The sequence below is a fragment of the Halodesulfovibrio oceani subsp. galateae genome (assembly GCF_055397225.1).
In genome coordinates this window covers 1,072,316-1,088,700 of sequence record NZ_AP042453.1, presented here as the reverse complement: position 1 = coordinate 1,088,700, position 16,385 = coordinate 1,072,316, and the positions used below count along the sequence as shown (strand labels likewise).

Annotated in this window: 23 protein-coding genes; 14 read left to right on the top strand and 9 right to left on the bottom strand. The window is 42.5% G+C overall.

The window, feature by feature from the left end:
• Nucleotides 1-12: 12 nt before the first annotated feature.
• The 4 genes from ACZ5V1_RS04860 (at nucleotide 13) to ACZ5V1_RS04845 (ending at nucleotide 3,123) form a co-directional block, all read left to right on the top strand.
• Nucleotides 13-861: a hypothetical protein gene (locus ACZ5V1_RS04860; protein WP_464390881.1), complete on the top strand. Its 849-nt coding sequence runs from the start codon at nucleotides 13-15 to the stop codon at nucleotides 859-861.
• Nucleotides 839-1,402 carry a hypothetical protein gene (locus tag ACZ5V1_RS04855; protein WP_464390880.1) on the top strand — a complete coding sequence of 188 codons (564 nt, stop codon included), beginning with the start codon at nucleotides 839-841 and terminating at the stop codon, nucleotides 1,400-1,402. Before ACZ5V1_RS04860 ends, ACZ5V1_RS04855 begins: the two co-directional genes overlap by 23 nt.
• A gap of 355 nt (nucleotides 1,403-1,757) precedes the next feature.
• Nucleotides 1,758-2,474 (top strand): hypothetical protein, encoded by a 717-nt coding sequence (locus tag ACZ5V1_RS04850; protein ID WP_464390879.1) that lies wholly within the window; start codon nucleotides 1,758-1,760, stop codon nucleotides 2,472-2,474.
• Nucleotides 2,475-2,565: 91 nt separating this feature from the next.
• Nucleotides 2,566-3,123 carry a hypothetical protein gene (locus ACZ5V1_RS04845; RefSeq protein ID WP_464390878.1) on the top strand — a complete coding sequence of 186 codons (558 nt, stop codon included), beginning with the start codon at nucleotides 2,566-2,568 and terminating at the stop codon, nucleotides 3,121-3,123.
• 8 nt (nucleotides 3,124-3,131) lie between these two features.
• Here the strand turns inward: ACZ5V1_RS04845 and ACZ5V1_RS04840 are convergent, their stop codons facing one another.
• The 4 genes from ACZ5V1_RS04840 to ACZ5V1_RS04825 all read right to left on the bottom strand — a co-directional run bounded on the left by ACZ5V1_RS04840 (nucleotide 3,132) and on the right by ACZ5V1_RS04825 (nucleotide 6,121).
• Nucleotides 3,132-3,656 carry a hypothetical protein gene (locus tag ACZ5V1_RS04840; RefSeq protein ID WP_464390877.1) on the bottom strand — a complete coding sequence of 175 codons (525 nt, stop codon included), beginning with the start codon at nucleotides 3,654-3,656 and terminating at the stop codon, nucleotides 3,132-3,134.
• Nucleotides 3,657-3,880: 224 nt separating this feature from the next.
• A complete protein-coding gene (locus tag ACZ5V1_RS04835; protein WP_464390876.1) occupies nucleotides 3,881-4,522 on the bottom strand; it encodes a DUF6475 domain-containing protein in 642 nt (213 codons plus the stop codon).
• The gene (locus tag ACZ5V1_RS04830; protein ID WP_464390875.1) at nucleotides 4,523-5,527 is read right to left on the bottom strand and encodes a hypothetical protein; all 1,005 of its coding nucleotides are present in this window, start codon (nucleotides 5,525-5,527) and stop codon (nucleotides 4,523-4,525) included.
• A 138-nt stretch (nucleotides 5,528-5,665) separates the two neighbouring features.
• The gene (locus ACZ5V1_RS04825) at nucleotides 5,666-6,121 is read right to left on the bottom strand and encodes a hypothetical protein (protein WP_464390874.1); all 456 of its coding nucleotides are present in this window, start codon (nucleotides 6,119-6,121) and stop codon (nucleotides 5,666-5,668) included.
• An 83-nt stretch (nucleotides 6,122-6,204) separates the two neighbouring features.
• Here ACZ5V1_RS04825 and ACZ5V1_RS04820 point away from each other — a divergent pair, with 83 nt between their 5' ends.
• Complete coding sequence (locus tag ACZ5V1_RS04820) at nucleotides 6,205-6,414, top strand: hypothetical protein (RefSeq protein ID WP_464390873.1); 210 nt, start codon at nucleotides 6,205-6,207, stop codon at nucleotides 6,412-6,414.
• Here ACZ5V1_RS04820 and ACZ5V1_RS04815 read toward each other — a convergent pair.
• Together ACZ5V1_RS04815 and ACZ5V1_RS04810 are read right to left on the bottom strand one after the other, a co-directional pair.
• On the bottom strand, nucleotides 6,389-6,517 hold the full coding sequence (locus ACZ5V1_RS04815; RefSeq protein ID WP_464390872.1) for a hypothetical protein: 129 nt from the start codon (nucleotides 6,515-6,517) through the stop codon (nucleotides 6,389-6,391). The two genes, ACZ5V1_RS04820 and ACZ5V1_RS04815, sit on opposite strands and share 26 nt — an antisense overlap.
• Before the next feature lie 100 nt (nucleotides 6,518-6,617).
• Nucleotides 6,618-6,809, bottom strand: a complete 192-nt coding sequence (locus ACZ5V1_RS04810) for a winged helix-turn-helix transcriptional regulator (RefSeq protein ID WP_464390871.1) — start codon at nucleotides 6,807-6,809, stop codon at nucleotides 6,618-6,620.
• A 43-nt stretch (nucleotides 6,810-6,852) separates the two neighbouring features.
• Here ACZ5V1_RS04810 and ACZ5V1_RS04805 point away from each other — a divergent pair, with 43 nt between their 5' ends.
• Both ACZ5V1_RS04805 and ACZ5V1_RS04800 read left to right on the top strand, forming a co-directional pair.
• Nucleotides 6,853-7,395, top strand: coding sequence for a hypothetical protein (locus ACZ5V1_RS04805; protein ID WP_464390870.1), 543 nt, complete (start codon nucleotides 6,853-6,855; stop codon nucleotides 7,393-7,395).
• Between the two features lie 90 nt (nucleotides 7,396-7,485).
• Complete coding sequence (locus tag ACZ5V1_RS04800; protein WP_464390869.1) at nucleotides 7,486-8,574, top strand: type I restriction endonuclease; 1,089 nt, start codon at nucleotides 7,486-7,488, stop codon at nucleotides 8,572-8,574.
• Between the two features lie 199 nt (nucleotides 8,575-8,773).
• Here ACZ5V1_RS04800 and ACZ5V1_RS04795 read toward each other — a convergent pair whose 3' ends face one another.
• Nucleotides 8,774-8,995, bottom strand: a complete 222-nt coding sequence (locus ACZ5V1_RS04795) for a hypothetical protein (RefSeq protein ID WP_464390868.1) — start codon at nucleotides 8,993-8,995, stop codon at nucleotides 8,774-8,776.
• A gap of 61 nt (nucleotides 8,996-9,056) precedes the next feature.
• On the opposite strand from ACZ5V1_RS04795, the gene ACZ5V1_RS04790 reads away from it, so the two are divergent.
• The 7 genes from ACZ5V1_RS04790 to ACZ5V1_RS04760 all read left to right on the top strand — a co-directional run bounded on the left by ACZ5V1_RS04790 (nucleotide 9,057) and on the right by ACZ5V1_RS04760 (nucleotide 13,002).
• On the top strand, nucleotides 9,057-9,452 hold the full coding sequence (locus tag ACZ5V1_RS04790; RefSeq protein WP_464390867.1) for a hypothetical protein: 396 nt from the start codon (nucleotides 9,057-9,059) through the stop codon (nucleotides 9,450-9,452).
• Between the two features lie 31 nt (nucleotides 9,453-9,483).
• The gene (locus ACZ5V1_RS04785; RefSeq protein WP_464390866.1) at nucleotides 9,484-10,260 is read left to right on the top strand and encodes a hypothetical protein; all 777 of its coding nucleotides are present in this window, start codon (nucleotides 9,484-9,486) and stop codon (nucleotides 10,258-10,260) included.
• 69 nt (nucleotides 10,261-10,329) lie between these two features.
• Nucleotides 10,330-10,560: a hypothetical protein gene (locus tag ACZ5V1_RS04780; RefSeq protein ID WP_464390865.1), complete on the top strand. Its 231-nt coding sequence runs from the start codon at nucleotides 10,330-10,332 to the stop codon at nucleotides 10,558-10,560.
• Between the two features lie 4 nt (nucleotides 10,561-10,564).
• The gene (locus ACZ5V1_RS04775; RefSeq protein WP_464390864.1) at nucleotides 10,565-10,834 is read left to right on the top strand and encodes a hypothetical protein; all 270 of its coding nucleotides are present in this window, start codon (nucleotides 10,565-10,567) and stop codon (nucleotides 10,832-10,834) included.
• Between the two features lie 17 nt (nucleotides 10,835-10,851).
• Nucleotides 10,852-11,244, top strand: coding sequence for a hypothetical protein (locus ACZ5V1_RS04770; protein ID WP_160713384.1), 393 nt, complete (start codon nucleotides 10,852-10,854; stop codon nucleotides 11,242-11,244).
• Complete coding sequence (locus ACZ5V1_RS04765) at nucleotides 11,204-12,094, top strand: tyrosine-type recombinase/integrase (protein ID WP_464390863.1); 891 nt, start codon at nucleotides 11,204-11,206, stop codon at nucleotides 12,092-12,094. The genes ACZ5V1_RS04770 and ACZ5V1_RS04765 overlap by 41 nt, the downstream gene beginning before the upstream one ends.
• A gap of 311 nt (nucleotides 12,095-12,405) precedes the next feature.
• Nucleotides 12,406-13,002: a hypothetical protein gene (locus tag ACZ5V1_RS04760; protein WP_464390862.1), complete on the top strand. Its 597-nt coding sequence runs from the start codon at nucleotides 12,406-12,408 to the stop codon at nucleotides 13,000-13,002.
• 378 nt (nucleotides 13,003-13,380) lie between these two features.
• On the opposite strand, the gene ACZ5V1_RS04755 is transcribed toward ACZ5V1_RS04760, so the two are convergent.
• Together ACZ5V1_RS04755 and ACZ5V1_RS04750 are read right to left on the bottom strand one after the other, a co-directional pair.
• The gene (locus ACZ5V1_RS04755; protein WP_464390861.1) at nucleotides 13,381-15,390 is read right to left on the bottom strand and encodes an autotransporter domain-containing protein; all 2,010 of its coding nucleotides are present in this window, start codon (nucleotides 15,388-15,390) and stop codon (nucleotides 13,381-13,383) included.
• A 263-nt stretch (nucleotides 15,391-15,653) separates the two neighbouring features.
• The gene (locus tag ACZ5V1_RS04750) at nucleotides 15,654-15,908 is read right to left on the bottom strand and encodes a hypothetical protein (protein WP_464390860.1); all 255 of its coding nucleotides are present in this window, start codon (nucleotides 15,906-15,908) and stop codon (nucleotides 15,654-15,656) included.
• Nucleotides 15,909-16,385: the final 477 nt, after the last annotated feature.

Here is a 16,385-nt window from a genome sequence, read left to right as displayed (position 1 = left end):
ATTAGGATTAACATGGATTTCTCTTTCATTGAAAAATTCTTAGATACTGACGCAGGTATTAAAACACAAAGAAAAAATATTTTAACCCTTTCAGTGATTAGCATTATACTCACAGCAGTTTACAAAACTAATACATCAAAATTATCGATCACCAAGCTACCTGATACGATACAAGTAATAATTGAATTTATACAGCTAAATGGTCAAACCGTGACGCTTGGAACATTAGGACTAGCTTTAACCTATCTAACATTTAATTACACTATTACGTTATTTCATGAAGGCCTCTCGAAAAACATTACGATTCTTAATTCTAAATTAACGCATTGCCATGATAAGAAAGTAGAGATTGCCCAGAAGTATAATTCTGTAGAAGACGAATTAAAATTACTTGAAAAACGCAATAGTGCTTTTGTACGAGTTTCAGACGAGGATTACGATCCCTACAATGATGACAATGAGGTTAAAGAGCTATGTAACCTCGAAGATATGTTAACCAATAAAAAATCCTGGGTAACTAAATGTCATTACAGTCTAAGTCACATCAGAAATATTTCTTTGATTGCAATTCCAATTATTATCCCTATCTATGCAATTATTCTTTTAGCTCCTCATAGTTATCATTTAATTGGTCGATTACATACTACCCCCAAAACAAATGATTCACGGCTTCATTCTCCAACTATGCAGATTCATCTAAAGACACCCCCTGCTTCTAGCAAAAAATTCCCATATTGTACTTCCTGCCATTATCTTCCTTCTTGGTACGAAGGAACATTCAACGTATACAAATCGCAACTAACAAATCGGGATAATGACTTAACTAGGATTAAATTTTATGATTATAAACAAATTAGTTGAACTCGAAAACGACATTCAAAAAAACTGTCAAAACACTATCCTATTATCCTTGTTCAGCATATTTTTAGTCATTTCGACTCATAACATTAACTCTTTTGACGACCTTTCTCTTCACTTTCCAACTTGGTTCTTACCAACAAATAATTTTTCGTCTTTCTTGTTCGCCTACTTTACAACCCATATAAGCAAATTTTTATGTGGAATTATTCCTTTTTTACTTCTAATTAAAGTTTTTAATCTGTGCATGTTAATTGCTGTGCTACTCAAACAACATACTGCAAATGATCTAAAAGACACCATAAAAGCAGCACAGGAATCTCTTCAATTTTTAGATTCCCCTGAAACGAAACAAGAAGCTAACTTAGCTGAAATGAACATGAAACTCATTCATGATTATTGCTCAGCGACTCAATCAGCGAGATATAGAAAATTCATTAACTTAATGGCCACTTGTATCCTTCCTATGCCATTTGCATTTATAGCCCTGAATCTAACTTCACCATACTGTGCTCAACTCATAGTACATATTATGAAGCTGTAGCCTCTCTACAAAACTAATCAACCTCCTCATTCCTCCCAAGCTGTCCCATATCAAAATGGAACCAAGACATGCCTTAAAAGCTTCAATGCGCTGGATGTATTCAAACTCCGGCGCTTTTTCATATCACACTTGAATTATCACACAAATACGCTTAGTTAGAAGTCACCATTCACACGAAGCGACAACATTTCTTTAATACGAAACCCAGCCAGCACACCAAGCACAAAAAGGCACTTGTCACGAATGTGATACCGACCTTGGAAAGCGTTGGAGCATTGTAGTGTTTCTTCTTGTGTTAATGGTCTACAGCCTGACATAGCTACACACAATTAACTTATAAGCTAAAGCGATATATATGATCGATAAATTACTCTCAATTTTTGAAACAGACCCACAACTCTCAATCATCTCAAGAAATGTGATTTTCGTATCTTTTACAATTATCGTTATACACACAAGCTACACTATCCTCCTACAACCACTACTTAAGTTTTTAGACAGCGAGCTGATAAAAATATTATTGTTTATTGTTCCAATTCTCGTATTAGGGTTTCTCTTTTTCATTTTAGCTCTTCTAACAATACATTTTTTTGGGGCATGTTTTATTTCTATCTGTGAATTAGAAAAAGAATCAGCAAATGCCATCAAAGAAGAGTTCCCAACACTTGATGAAATCAAAAGACTTGAGCAAGAATACGACCTTGAGAAACAAAAATTTGATTCAGAGAACTCTCGAGTAGATTACAAGTTAAGCTTAGCTAAAGAAGAACCTAGCAAAGAAAAACTTGATGAATTAAATTCCAATTTATCTTCTTTAGAAGCCCAACTTAAGCGATATACTGAAATTAAACGAAAGCTTGCCTGTGAACAAAAGCTGCTTGAATACCATCAAAAATTTACTAGATATTCTCGTACCAGGTTCGTTATTAGCTTCTTCTTAACAAGCATAATTATCACCATTGCCATATCCTTCTCTCTCCCCAATGCCTTTAATATCTACCTTTATTACTCTGGAGCAAAACAGCTTATTGTACTTTCAACATTTAATATCCCACTAGCAATCCTCTCTTAGCACTAAAAAGCTTATTAGCTTTAGCTCTTAAAAGGCGCTGGAACACTGTAGAAATTCTTCTCGACATATTTTACCTTTTTAAAAAACAAACATGGATAAATTAAATAATAGTCTTTTGGTCATATCAAACTGGTTAGATGCATCTGAAAATAGCCCCAAAATTCGTCGTAACCTTATAGCAATTTCATTCATTCTCATCTGGTTAAAATGCTTTGTAATTCCATTACAAGCCCACACAACCCTCCTCACTCTCTTCCCATTTTCCACCTTACCAGAACAAGGGAACCTCACGTTCTTATTAACATTCTTCATCTATAAAGCGAGCAACCTGCTTATTCCAATACTAACCGTTATTTTGCTCTACTTAGTTGTTATTTATGAGCTCAAAAAGAAAGTTGAATCACTGGGATCTAGATCAAATGGTTTATCAAAGGCTTATAAAGAGGTTTGGGAGGCTCCTCCCGATAAAATAAATTTACTGGCTAGAGACGAAGCCAAAAACCTGTCATATATTTTAGATGACATTGACAACAAACATCAAAAATTATCGAGATACCTTTCAACAATTCAAAATGTCGTACTTTATAGTTTAATTTCCTTCGCGACCATTTATAAATTTACCTCCATATTTAAAAGCTTTATCAACTAGCCTACCTTTTAAATAAATGCAGAAATATCGGCACAGTTTACTTTTCCACCAATAACTTGAATCACTTTGTCATGTATCTCCCTATGTCCCATATCAAAATGGAACCATGACATGCCTTCGAAAGCTTCAATGCGCTGGATGTATTCAAACTCCGGCGCATTTTTATTTTTACGAAGCTCTGCCCAGATCTCAGGCGGGGTTGTATGTTTGAATTTGCAATCCATAGCGCGGAAAAACTTGTGCTCGGAAAGCTCCGCTCCTTCTGGGCAATCCAAAGGCCGCCAGCCGGAATATCGGAACACATGCGAAGCCTCGTACCATTCCGACTCGTTGAACAGGTTCCAGTTATTCACACTGCATACACCGTATCGTTCTCGCAGCCGATCCAGCGTTACAAGCATACGGTAGTCGAACAGGCGAAAAAGCTTGTTCTTGTCCCTGCGGAATACATCCCGAATCGGAACCGGCAGCAACTTCGGTGGAGGTAACAGCTCCTCAATTTGAAAATGCTTGGGAATTAAGCCGTTATACATAGGAAACCCACTTTCTTATCTATCTGTGTCGTATATAGTCCCAACTCGTTACAAATCGGCTACTCACTTCTAACAACTCACTTTTAAAATTTTTAAATTTGAAGGTGAGTTATGAAACAATTCTTTCGGAATCTACTTAAAACGATTTCAATTAACTTCGCTGTAACTTTTGCGAAAACATTTGCCACACTTCTAGCAACATATATTTTCATTCTCTTAACCAACTAGCTTCTTACCCCTATCGCGATCTTTTGACTTACTTCGTCAACAAGCATGGTGATAGGGGTTGTCTTATTCCCACCTACTGCAAGCGCGGCCTGTGCCTTCCCTGCATCGCCAATCAAAGCAATTTGCTCTTTATGCGGCTTGAAGTGTGCCTCGTTTGCTATGGCTGTACGTCCTGCCAGTTCGCCGAAGTGGCGCACGTTTTGGCGAGTAAAGCTTGCGTAGGTCTTGCAAAAGTCTTTGCGGAACCACTTTTCATCTTCGGCTCGCATTTCGCTGCACAGCTTCACCCAGCCGCCGAAACCTTGTTCTACCACTGCAGCAGTAACAGCGTTGTCGAAGACTACGGAGCGATACGCCCCGACGCGGGTTATGGCTGTCCACACCTTGCTTGCTTCAACCTCTGCAGCATCTTCCGGACTGCCCTCTATGAGTTCAATCAGCTCCACAGGCTTTGGAAAGAATTTGCAACGCACAATGGCCTTATCGATACCCCGCACTACGTCTTGCACGTCAAAACGGGACAAGGCTCTAAAATACACCTTGGTGTTGAACTCGTTTGTCTCTTTGGAAAACAACTCACACAGCCCCATAAAGCGTTCCAGAAAAGCGGCACGGTCTTGCTTATTTTCCCACTGCATCTAGTCTTCTCCCATGAGTGAATCCATGACGGACTTGTTAGTCTCAGTAACGCCGCTAGCCTTGCCCTGCTGTTTCTGCGCCTTACCCTTACCCTGTTTCTCCAAATACTTGCCTTCCTGCACCTTGAGCATGTTGTTCACGTTCAGCAGCCACTCAAAATCCGCAGACCATGAATTAACCTCGCCCATCAGGTACGGGCAGCAATGAACGCGAGTAAAATACGTTTCCCAGCCTCCCAAATCATGAAACTCTGCATCGGACTTCATACGAGCACGAATAAGCTTTTTACGCTTATCTGTGAGCTTAGTAAGCTTTGTCAGCTTCCGGCCTTCTGGCTGCTCATCAACGAGGATAGCGTTGTACAATGCCGCAACGTCGAAGAAAAAAGCCTCTTCTTCCTGCGCCTTGGTTTTACCCTTCACGGCTTCAGGTTTAGAAATCGGTTCCGGCTCGGATTCGATATGCACACCAGAATCGGATTCCGATTCGTCTGGGCTTTTGACGTATGTATTATCTTCTCTCTGTTCTCTGCTCTCTGTTCTCTGATTAAGGGAAGCTTGCGCTAGCTCTTCCGCAAAGGTTTTAAGGAAGGCTTCCCGAAAGCCTTGCGAAAGTCCGTCTACCAACGCCTTAACGCCAACAAGTATGTCTGTACGAAGCTCACTTTCTGGCAACTCCATGTATCCATAATGCCAGCTCTTAACTACGTTCGGAGACTCCGGCAGGTTGTACCTTAAAAAATTAGGGAACCAAAAGAGTAGCTTCCCGTCATGCTTAACAATCCCTTGCGTTAAGACTTCCTGAAAGCCTTTCGTGAAGGTTTCCAAATCCATACAAAGCTCACACGCCAGACCGGGAACATTTGCCCGTAACGCTCCGAGCTGAGTCAAATCCGGATGCGTAAGCATGAAGAAAACAATCAGCTTTGCATCGTTAGACAGGGCCATAAATTTAGCATCGTTCCAAATGCACACAGATATTTTACGGTAACGCCGTTTAGTCATGAATTTACTCACTAAATTTGTTGCATTGCGAGTTAAGTTCTTGCGCGTAGCCCCGCTTTGCGGCATAGTGCACGCCTTAACCCCCTAGTTAAGATTTATCTTATTGCGCTCAGTGTTACCGCACTGGGCGCTCTTATTTTACCCTTCCCGCTCCATCCTCACGGCGGTAACAGTCTCTTCAATTTCTGACTTTGCATTCTCTGCAAGCCGTTCTATCTCTCGCAGATCCGCACCGTTGCGAATTGCTTCGTGCAGTTCCATAAGCGGCGGGTAATCGTCTAAACACTCGCCCTCTATGCTGTCCTTATCCGGCTGCTTACAACTGTTCGGCGTTACGTGCATGTCTGCACCTTCTGCCATGTAGTTAAGAATGCCCTCTGCAAGCTCACGCTCTCCACGCTGATCCAGCTCGTACACAAGCACTCGAATCCGCTGAATAGGTGACCGAATAAAGTCCTCTGTAAAATCAGGGTTCCGCACCTGCCGATAAATCTGCATATGCCCTACCCCTAAAATGCGCCCTAAAGAGGGAACCCCAAGCACATCCTTCGCCGCGCTCATAAGCTCCCAAGGCTCTAACATCACATTATCCATATACTTTTCCCGTTGCTTAAAAACTTGCCCCTCGCTATGCGTAGTTCCACAAACATTACGCAAAACAATAAGGAACAAGCATCATGGATATTAATTCACCATTTGATTCATTTACTACTGGTAGCAGCAAGGCACTTGAAGCTGCATACAACATCACGTTAGCCCACGCTCAAAAAACTGATAAAGCAGACTCACCAGAATACTTTTCACAGATGTTTACGAGCCTTTATGAAACAATTTCTGGAATAGAAGCTAAAGATAAAGATTCTACTTCAACAGATACTCAAGAATAGTCTTTTTAATTTCGTCCTTAGAGAGCCCAATTTCTTTAAGGACGATTACAATCTCAAACAATTCTCTTCCCTTCTCACTTGTCATTTGTGAATTAAATGGCATCGTTTCTCTCCTATCTAAACAGTGAATACACACGCACACATTATCTGTGCACCTTTTGACACCAAATGTTATAGTGCGGTATCAATCCAATTCTTTGTCCCTAATACAAATCAGGGCGTAAATTCTGCAAAGGGATGCCGAGCTTTACGTGATAACGTAAGGCTGCTTCTCCGCTTAACGTGCACTCCCCTTTGCAATGCCGAAGGACAATGCTCCGACTAAGATCGCAACGCCGCCCAATCTCTGCATAGGAAAGATCATTATCCCGTCGATATTGATTTAATATGTTCATGAGCATTATGTTTTCACATGGAAACAAGGAGTGTCAAGAAAAAGTGTTTACACACGGCAACAAAAAACAACGTACCAACCTACAAATGGGAAAGTACGATCCAGAAACAGCCCAAGCATGGGCACTCATTATGAAAAGAATCCAGCTGCTTCGCGCTGAAGGTCACACACTAGAAGCCGTTGGCAAACTTATGCATGTTGGTCGAGCCGCTGTCTCTCGCTGGCTTAGCGAGGATGTTGGTGGGGAAAAAACTACTTACGGCGATATGATTCGCTATGCGAAAGCCTTGGGTATCCCCCGAGAGGAACTACTCGGTAAAACTAGTCACAATTCTTCAGTTACACCTTATGACAAAGCTGTTGGAAGGATTCTTGAAGAATTTACAATGGATTCTAAATTAACCATTACTGACATTGCCAACCAAACCGGACTGGCTCCCGTAACTGTTAACTCAATATTTGTTGGCACAACTGCTGCCACTTCGAATTCATTGTATAAAATATGCTCTGCCTTAGAAATTGGTGCAAACATCGTACTTAACCGTGCGTCAAGGCGGATTGAAGAACCTGACAACGATATTGCTTAGCTAGTAGAACCGTGGGGACGGCTCTAGTAATCTAGATGTAATATCGTTTGAGACACACCATTATCTAAAACTAGTCCCAAGGGGGAGATGATGGATTTTGCTGATCGCGTTGAAAACTTTACTACTCGTGTAAAAAATAGAAGCGACCAAATTGCTACTGAAGAAGCAGCCAAGAGCGCACTGGTCATGCCTTTCCTTCAAACTTTAGGCTATGACGTCTTTGATCCATGCGTAGTCATACCTGAATTTACCGCTGATGTAGCTGACAAAAGGGGTGAAAAGGTCGATTACGCCATCATTAAAGATGGACAACCGATAATGCTTATTGAATGTAAAGCCCTCGGCGATGCACTTGATAAGAAAGCTACGGCTCAACTTGAAAGATATTTCCAATGCACTGATGCGCGTGTTGGCGTTTTAACAGATGGCGTTCGCTATAAGTTTTTCTCTAACTTAGACAGAGTAGAAAGAATGGATCAACGTCCATTTATGGATATTGATTTCAATCAGTTTGATAAAAATTTACTTGAAGATTTACGAAAGCTTACTAACGACAAGTTTGATGTGGACACAGCCCTTTCTGCCGCTCAAAACTTGAAATACACTCGTGAAATTAAAAAGATTTTTGCTGCAGAACTTGAAGATCCGACAGACAATTTTATTCGGCATTTTGCATCACAAGTCTATTCAGGTCACCTTCGAGCAAACGTAATCGAAAGTTTTAAGGAACGCGTTGTCACAGCAATTGAAGGCCATATCACCGACGTCATTAATGGACGCCTACAGTCTGCAATGGTTGGCGGCAACAAATCAGCTACCCTGCCTAAAGAAGTAACAACTCAAGTGGTCGAACCTGAGACCGCCTCTACCGAAAACAACGATGATGGCATTGTTACTACGCAGGAAGAAATTGATGGATTCTTAATTGTTAAAGCAATCCTAAGCCAAGTTATTGCGCCTGAACGTATCATTATGCGTGACAAAAAGTCATATTGCGGCGTATTGCTTGACGACAACAATCGTAAGCCACTGTGTAGACTACATTTCAATACTGCACAAAAATATTTAGGTTTATTAGACGATGAGAAAAATGAAACTCGCCATGCAATTGAAAAGCTAGATGATCTTTTCAAGTTTGCAGATCAATTAAGAGAGCGAGCAATAAGCTACGACGCTTAGCCCAAAGGCAACTCAAAAACCCCACTTAGGTGGGGTTTTCTTTTACCTTCTCTCAATTTGCCAGAACTCACTGATAATTTTTTTTGCAACAACTGTTTCCTTGTGTAAACATTTTTGCTTGACCTTTTTGTTTCCACCTGTAAACATTTCTCCACGCCGCAAGAAAAAGACAAAACGCAACGCGAGTATAGCACCGTTGTTAGTCCGTCACTTCTTGGGTGCATGTCTGCGGCATACGCATAGCGGTGCAATGGATATGGTTGGTGATACTGGTAAGAATGCTGACTAGCTGTGGTGCAGCCTTGCAAAATAACGGCTGCAAGGCTGCACCACTAAAAAAACGAGAGGGCTGCATGTACGCAAGCAGATCAAAAGAATGGCCTACGACGGCTTTTATTAACCGCCTGTTCATTGCTGGCATTTTGGCACTTAGCTTTGCTGCCCTGCTCAGTTATGGCGAAATTTTAACGAGGTAAGGAATTATGAGTTACGAAGTAACCCTCGAAAGTCTTAAAGGCGGAGCCGCTGTTGAGATGGTGAACAACGCCCTTGAGGAAGTATGGGCAAACGTTCTTGATCCGAACACAAACGCCACAGCAAAGCGTTCTGTGGTTATGAAAATCGAATTTAAACCAGCACAAGACCGCGCAAGTTCACCAGTAAGCATTGCTGTTGAAAAGAAATTAGCTTCTCAGGCTGCGGTATCTGCACACGTTAATATTGGCACCGACAACGACGGAATAGCCACCGCTTCTGAATACATGAATCCAAATCAGAACGAGCTGCCAATTGACCAGAAAAGCGCATCCTCTGGCGAAAAGACCGCGCCCATAGCTGAGAACGTAACTCCGTTCAGATCGGCCGCGAACGCGAACTAACCTCACCCTCTAACTACTTCGAGAAATAACCATGGAAAGCAATACATTTGAAACTGCGGAACTGCTCATTAACACTGGTAAAGAACTGACGCGCGAAGAGCTGAAAAACGAAAATGCTTTCGTTGTGCACGAGCACGAAGGCCGCCCATACATCAAAGGCAACTGGAACAAACTTTACAAACCAGAAGCCGAAAGCTTGCACATCCACACTCTCACAGGCTTGAAAGACTACCTCGAAAGCAACCCCGACAAGCTCGATTACGACGAACTCATGGTGCATGTCGTAAGCCACGACACCGTACTTATCCGCTCCGTTCCATACGGCCCGCACAAGCAACGCCCTACGTTCATGCAATCCGAAGCTATCGTTCCAGTGCATATGTTCTCCAGTGCTACACGCCCTGAGTACCACTCTCCAGAGCAATTCTTGCCATACATGCAGTCCTGCTTTGTAGAGACGGAAGGCGACCACCTGACCGACGTAATTCAAGTCTGCGGCAATATCTCTACTTCTGCAGAAGTACAGCAGCAGGACGACGGCATGAAGCAGAACGTAACGACTCGCGCTGGTGTAGTTACTAAAGAATTAACCGAAGTGCCAAATCCTGTAATTCTTTATCCGTTCTCCACATTCACAGAAGTTGCCCAGCCTGGTCGAAAAATGACGCTCCGTTTCAAGGGCGGCGACAACGGCGCAAAATGCGCTCTCATCGAAGCCGACGGCGGCGCATGGAAGATCACCGCTATGCAATCGATTGCTGACTGGCTTCGCGAAAACCTGCCGGAAGAAGTAAAAGTTATCGCCTAACTCCCCCCCTCCATACACTGCGCCGGATGCAACGGGAATGCATCCGGCATAACCAAAGGAGCAAAGAAAATGGTAGCAACAATTTTGAATCAAACAGGTCAGCTCGAACTCTCCGGCCTTGCCGAACAATTTCGCGGCAATCTGCACAACTCCCCCTACTATCTCGAAGTAGATACCGTTGCAGGTGTTCCGGTAATAGCCCACTGCGACTGCTGCGGTCACCTGATCTGCGAAGGCGAAGTACACACCAGCAACAACCACGGTGTATGGTGCACCCGCTGTATGCCGAGGGGGTGTTAAGAGAATGACGAAATTCACTGTGACCGTCAGTATAGACGGCATGCGGCTTAACGCTGCTCAGAACTACGCAACTGCTCACCGTACACTTGAAACACTCTTCGAAGAAATGAACGGAGCATACAGCCATCTTACTGATGAAGTTAAGGACGCAATGAACGATCTTGGCATATCAATTCAAAACCTTTTTTACATCCACCTACCCGAAGTCAAAGATTTCTCCGATCTGACTGACGAAGTAGACGAAACTTTTCCAGAAGCCTTCGACTTGGATTAAAAAGACAAGGAACCACCATGCACCACTCAATTACCACACAACAACTTCCCCCTATTGCCAATCTTGATGAAATGGCCGAGCTTGTTAAAATGAGCAAAGGTAGTCTGGCTGGTGTATGGAAACAATGGCCTCACTTCTACGTGGGTACCGGAAGAAACGCCAAAGGCGCACGGTTCATCCCCGCCGATGTGATTGCCTATCTATATGAAAATGGAGGATTCGATGTCCGTAACAGCCTACCAAACCAAGAAGGGGCGACGTTACAAGGCCGTTCTGTATCTGGACGGAGCCGTGGTCAAAACAAAACGAGGGTTTCTAACCAAAAAAGTGGCTCGTCAGTGGGAACAGACGGAAACAAGAAAACGTACTATGAAAACCCCGACAGGCACGAGCTTCGGCTTTGTGGCTAATGGGTATCTCGATTTCATGCAGGAACGACGGCAAGCTCAGACTTTCGCATACAAGCGCACAGTAATTAATCGCCTTCTGGAGTTTCTAGGAGGCGATTTTATTATCGAGGAGCTTCCAGATTCAACAATTGAAAACTACCTTGTGCACCTGAAACAAGCCGCCAGCGGCAAAACTGCTAACAGGCATTGCAAAGAACTTTCAATCCTCTGGAACTGGGCAATACGTCGAAACCATATTCAAAAAAATCCATGGAGAGCTGCCGAGCCTTTTCCAGAAGAAAAATTTATTCGTCACGTCCCAACACTGGAAGACATTCTAAAGGTTCGAGAGGTTGCAACAGATGAAGAACGAGACTGGATAGATGCGCTCTATTACACAGGCGCACGGATAGGCGAAATTACGAGTCTTAAATGGGACGATATAGATTTTGAGCTGAACACCATTACGCTCTACACGCGAAAGCGCAAAAGAGGGAACCACGAGCCGCGAACGCTCTCTATTTCGCCAGCGTTTAGAGAAATGCTTGAAAGAAGAAACCAACGCCGCACCGCTGATCTGGTTTTTCCGACACGATACGGGAACCCGCAACCGCGCTCCGGGAGCTTTCTAGTTGGTCTATTTTCTAGGAACTGCCACAAGGCAAAGGTGCCCAAATTCACTGCTCACGGAATACGCCACCACGTAGCAACGCGGCTTAAAGATAGTAGGCAAGCAACCTCCTACCAGATTCAAGCATTCTTGGGGCATATGAACCACTCTACTACAGAGCGATACTTGCATGACCTCGCCGTGGATCGGGACGTTCCGCACCTGCTCACGTTGGAGGGGTTGGAAGAAAAGGAAACGTAGTTTGTAACTCAGCAAAATGTTAAAGGGCTTTATCCAGTAGGATGAAGCCCTTTTTATTACAATTCAAATAGATAGCTAGCACCTGCTGAATACGAATAACGTAACGACCGAAATAAGCTGTGGCTTAACTCAATGATCTTCCGCAATCTAATGATTCTTCCTTCACTGCCACAAAAGTAGGTCAGAAGATTTTAATTCTTAAATATATAGACTTGTTAAAGTCTAAATGGCAAGTCATCTCCTGTAATGGGAGGGCATTCATTTAAAAAATGCTCCTTCACTGCTCCATAAACCAATATAGGGTCGTCATCATGAAAAAAATACTCCCACTCTTTCTAGCTATCTTTCTATCTCTAGTGTCTCCTGCAATGTCAGGTGAGAAACCCGACTTTCATTATTATGACTTTGGGTATGCAACCAAAATTGTTTCATATAGTTATAGAGCAAATGGCTCAGCTATAATTACCATTACTCCAATTGGGGCTATGGGTATGAGCGCTCATTTTAATGGTAAGAAAGAACATTTTATGTACTTAACCATAGAAGATCTAAAAAAAATGAGGTTGCACCTTCAAAAAGCTATTAAATGGAGCAAAATCTCAATAGAAAAAGATGTTGATCATGAAAAAGACTTAGGGACTTTTCATAGCTATAAAGCAAAATGGAGTTCCAATTACAATAAATTTGGAAATAAACGGTACGTAATCTTAAGCTATTCTGGAGAACGTAGACTATATGGGTTCGAATGGGAGCTTGAGTTTTACGGGATAGAAACGATGGAAAAGGCACTGAAGACTATCAAAAAAGTTATTAAACATTATGATTACTATCTTGCATACGAAAAAAAACGAAAGAAAAAACTACCTCCAGAAATGAGTCATGCTGAAAAAGAAAAGTTATTCCAGTAAAGATTGTTGCATCACAGCACACGATCAACATAGCTTAAAGAGGCTTGCATGGGTTCACCGTAAATCGGGATATCCCACACCTGATACGCTTGAAGATTTCAATCAATATGGAACGTAGGTTGTGACTCGATTTTGACTCGATAGAGTCTAAAAAAGACTACTTTAGACAATCTATTATTCCGCTACAGCCCTTGCTACTCCAGATTCTACAGGAATAGCGAATTACTTGGATTGACTCGAAATCGTGCTTAGGTCTTAAAGCCTAACGAGGGTTCGAATCCCTCCCTCTCCGCCATTAAGTGAATAATAAAAAGGCTTTAGTCAACTGACTAAAGCCTTTTTATTATTCAACATTCGTACGTTTTTAAGTCTTACACGTTAAAAATCGACATTGAATCCAACTTGCACATACTGATCTGGCGCTGCGTAGTAGTCATTATCAAATGCAAAACCAAATTTGATCATTAATTCAGCTCCAGCTTCTGGAAGCCAACTCATCGTAACACCAGCATCGCCCCAGTCCTGATCAATTTTGCCTTCACCGTAATCAAACGAGGTAACACCGATTAACTCACCTTTCATTGTAGGGCCTTCATCTTCGTAACGATGGTTCCAAGCGCCCCATATAGAAAGCGTCAGGTCATCTCTAACCATATATCCAGTTTCAAGACCAAGACGAGTTTTATTTGTCAGAAGATCTCGATTTTCATACTTGGCGGGGAAAGGACCTGTTTCTTCTGTATAACCATTTATCTCAATCTGTTGTATTTCATATTGAACAAATGGCTGTACAAGGAACACACGCTGAAGTGCAAACAACCATGAAATATGTGCTACACCACCCAACACATACCCGTCCGTATCGCCTTCTGATGTGGTTGTTCCTGTACCATTACTGTAGGCACGATCTAGTTTAAGATTCACATAGTTGTATATGCCGCCTACTTTTACCTTTAAGCCTGTAGCCTCAGGCATGTACCCGATAAAGACACCCGGACCTACGAGGGTTGAATTTTGTCTGCCTCCGAAAGAAGTCTGAAGTGTTGTATTGCCAACAAACACACCACCACCAAAACTCCAGCCGGAACGACAGAAGTGCGTCATACCGACAGCACCATAGCCATTTATGTCTTCACCGGAAAAATTGTAATCTGAACCAAAGGTTCCCAATCCCCAAAAATTATCCAATGAATCTTCGGAATAGCGTTGAGCCTCCAGAAGAGAACGAAGTGTTAAAAGGGACATGCCCGAAATACGAGGGGTTATTGTAGAAAGATCTTCGAGCGATTCGTTAACATCTTCAAATGTCGTCAGCCCTGCAAATCCATCATCATATTTAGCAATCCACGATACATCACTGCCGTCAGGAGCAATACCAGCACCTGTTATGATCTTACCATCTTCTGAAATATCGGAAGCATTTTCTAGAGCGAAACCATCCAAAGGAACTCCACTGTCACTCAACAGCTTCTTAAGTGGCTTCATCCCTGTAGGTTCAGACCATCTGAAAGCCTGCCCACCGCCGCTAGAGCGTGAAGTACCTACAACAATTGCACCGTTACCACTTACTGCTTGTGCCTTTGACAAGTCTCCTCCAGACAAAACCCCTAGGCCCTTCATACCATCTTTTTCTGTCCATCTAAATGCTTCTTCGCCAGTTGTAGCTGTTGCGCTACCAACAACAACAGAACCATCGGAACTAACATCCGTGGCTTCTGAATAAAAAAAGCTACCAGGCAAATCTCCCAACCCAACCATACCTGTAGATTTTGTCCACCTAAATGCTTCTGGGCCCGATCCAGAAATTGAATAACCAACAATAACTTGCCCGTTTGCACTCACGGCGTTTGCTGATGAAAGAAAAATACCACCGGTTAAATCTCCAAGTCCTTCCATACGGCCTGACTCCGTCCACTTAAACGCCTCTTCTCCATTAGCGGAAATAGAAGTCCCCACAACTGTTGTACCATCTTGGCTAATGCCATTTGCAGTAGAATAGAATGCTCCTCCGGGTAAATCTCCTAATCCAACCATACCTGCATCTTGTGTCCACTTGAAAGCCTGTGTTCCTCGTAAAGATTCAGAAGACCCAACAACAATTTTTCCATCACCACTAATATCCAAGGCATTCGATTGCCCAGATGGAGTTAATGCTCCTAGATAAACATAACTACCATCTGCTTTCCTAATCATTGCCTGAGTAGCAAACCCTACAAAATTTCTCCCGACACTAACCGAACCATCTGAGCTAAGCGCGTTAGGTCTAAACTCTGTATCAGGCCACGAAGAAAAATCAGCGTAGGCAGTTGTTGTTAAAAAGGACAACATCATGCCGAACAAAAGAACTATCTGGCATAACCGAACCATCTGCTTCATTAGTCGAACCATAAGGCACCTGCATTGTTTTGTGATTAAATTCATTATTCAATGTATAGGCTAAGCATATATATCGTTATGTTTTAATTATACATTTACAGACAATACAAACAGATAGAACCATCACACCCAAAAAGAGGTGCCGGAATGTGATTGAAAAACAACCATTCTGGTACCTCTTTCATGCTCGGTGTCGTTTTAAAAATCGACATGAAATTAAGACTAAATATATAGATCAAGTGCTAGGCAGGGTCACGTCAAATGTAGTGTCTGAACTATGCTTCTCGATGAACTGATGAGTAGATAACTTCATAAAGAGGCACAGCTAGATGGGCAACGGTTCCTGTGTGGGTGGTACCGTCTTCAACCATGATATCTGCATGAACATAAGCGGTAGTCCACGCCATCTGGATAGGATAGGTGCCGGGCAGGATATGGTAGAAAAAAGTCTCCTGCACTTTTGGGTCATACTTCTCGCGATACTGCATTTTTCTTGGAACAATAAGGGAATTATTTTTAATGGTAGGCATACCTGCCTCCTTGTAAAAAGTTATTCCACACTATTATCGTCTCAAAAAATGGTGAGAAAACAAGATGATAATCATGATTGTGATTATAAGAGAGTAAAAACGTCCGTGCTTTCCCTGTTGTTGAAGAGAGGTTTTCCAACCTTTGTAGCTGATAAAAAAGAACTTCACACCGCCGCAACGGGCACAACCTCCAGAACCTTACCAACAACGCATTTTCCGATAAAACTCTCGCCTCACTGTCTACCAAATTGATAGAAAACTACCCAGCTATCCACGCAAAAACATCCCACTATCATTCCGCTGTCAGCTCACTCGCAGCTTACGGCAGAACCAATCCTTTTCGTGACAACTATTCCCATCATTGAGCAGAAATTTTCATTCTAGACACAAAAACACTTGCAGCATTGCAACTTGTTTTGTTAACGGACGCAGTCCTTTCCAACAAATTCATGATGAGTTCAACGTGAATAAAAAGAA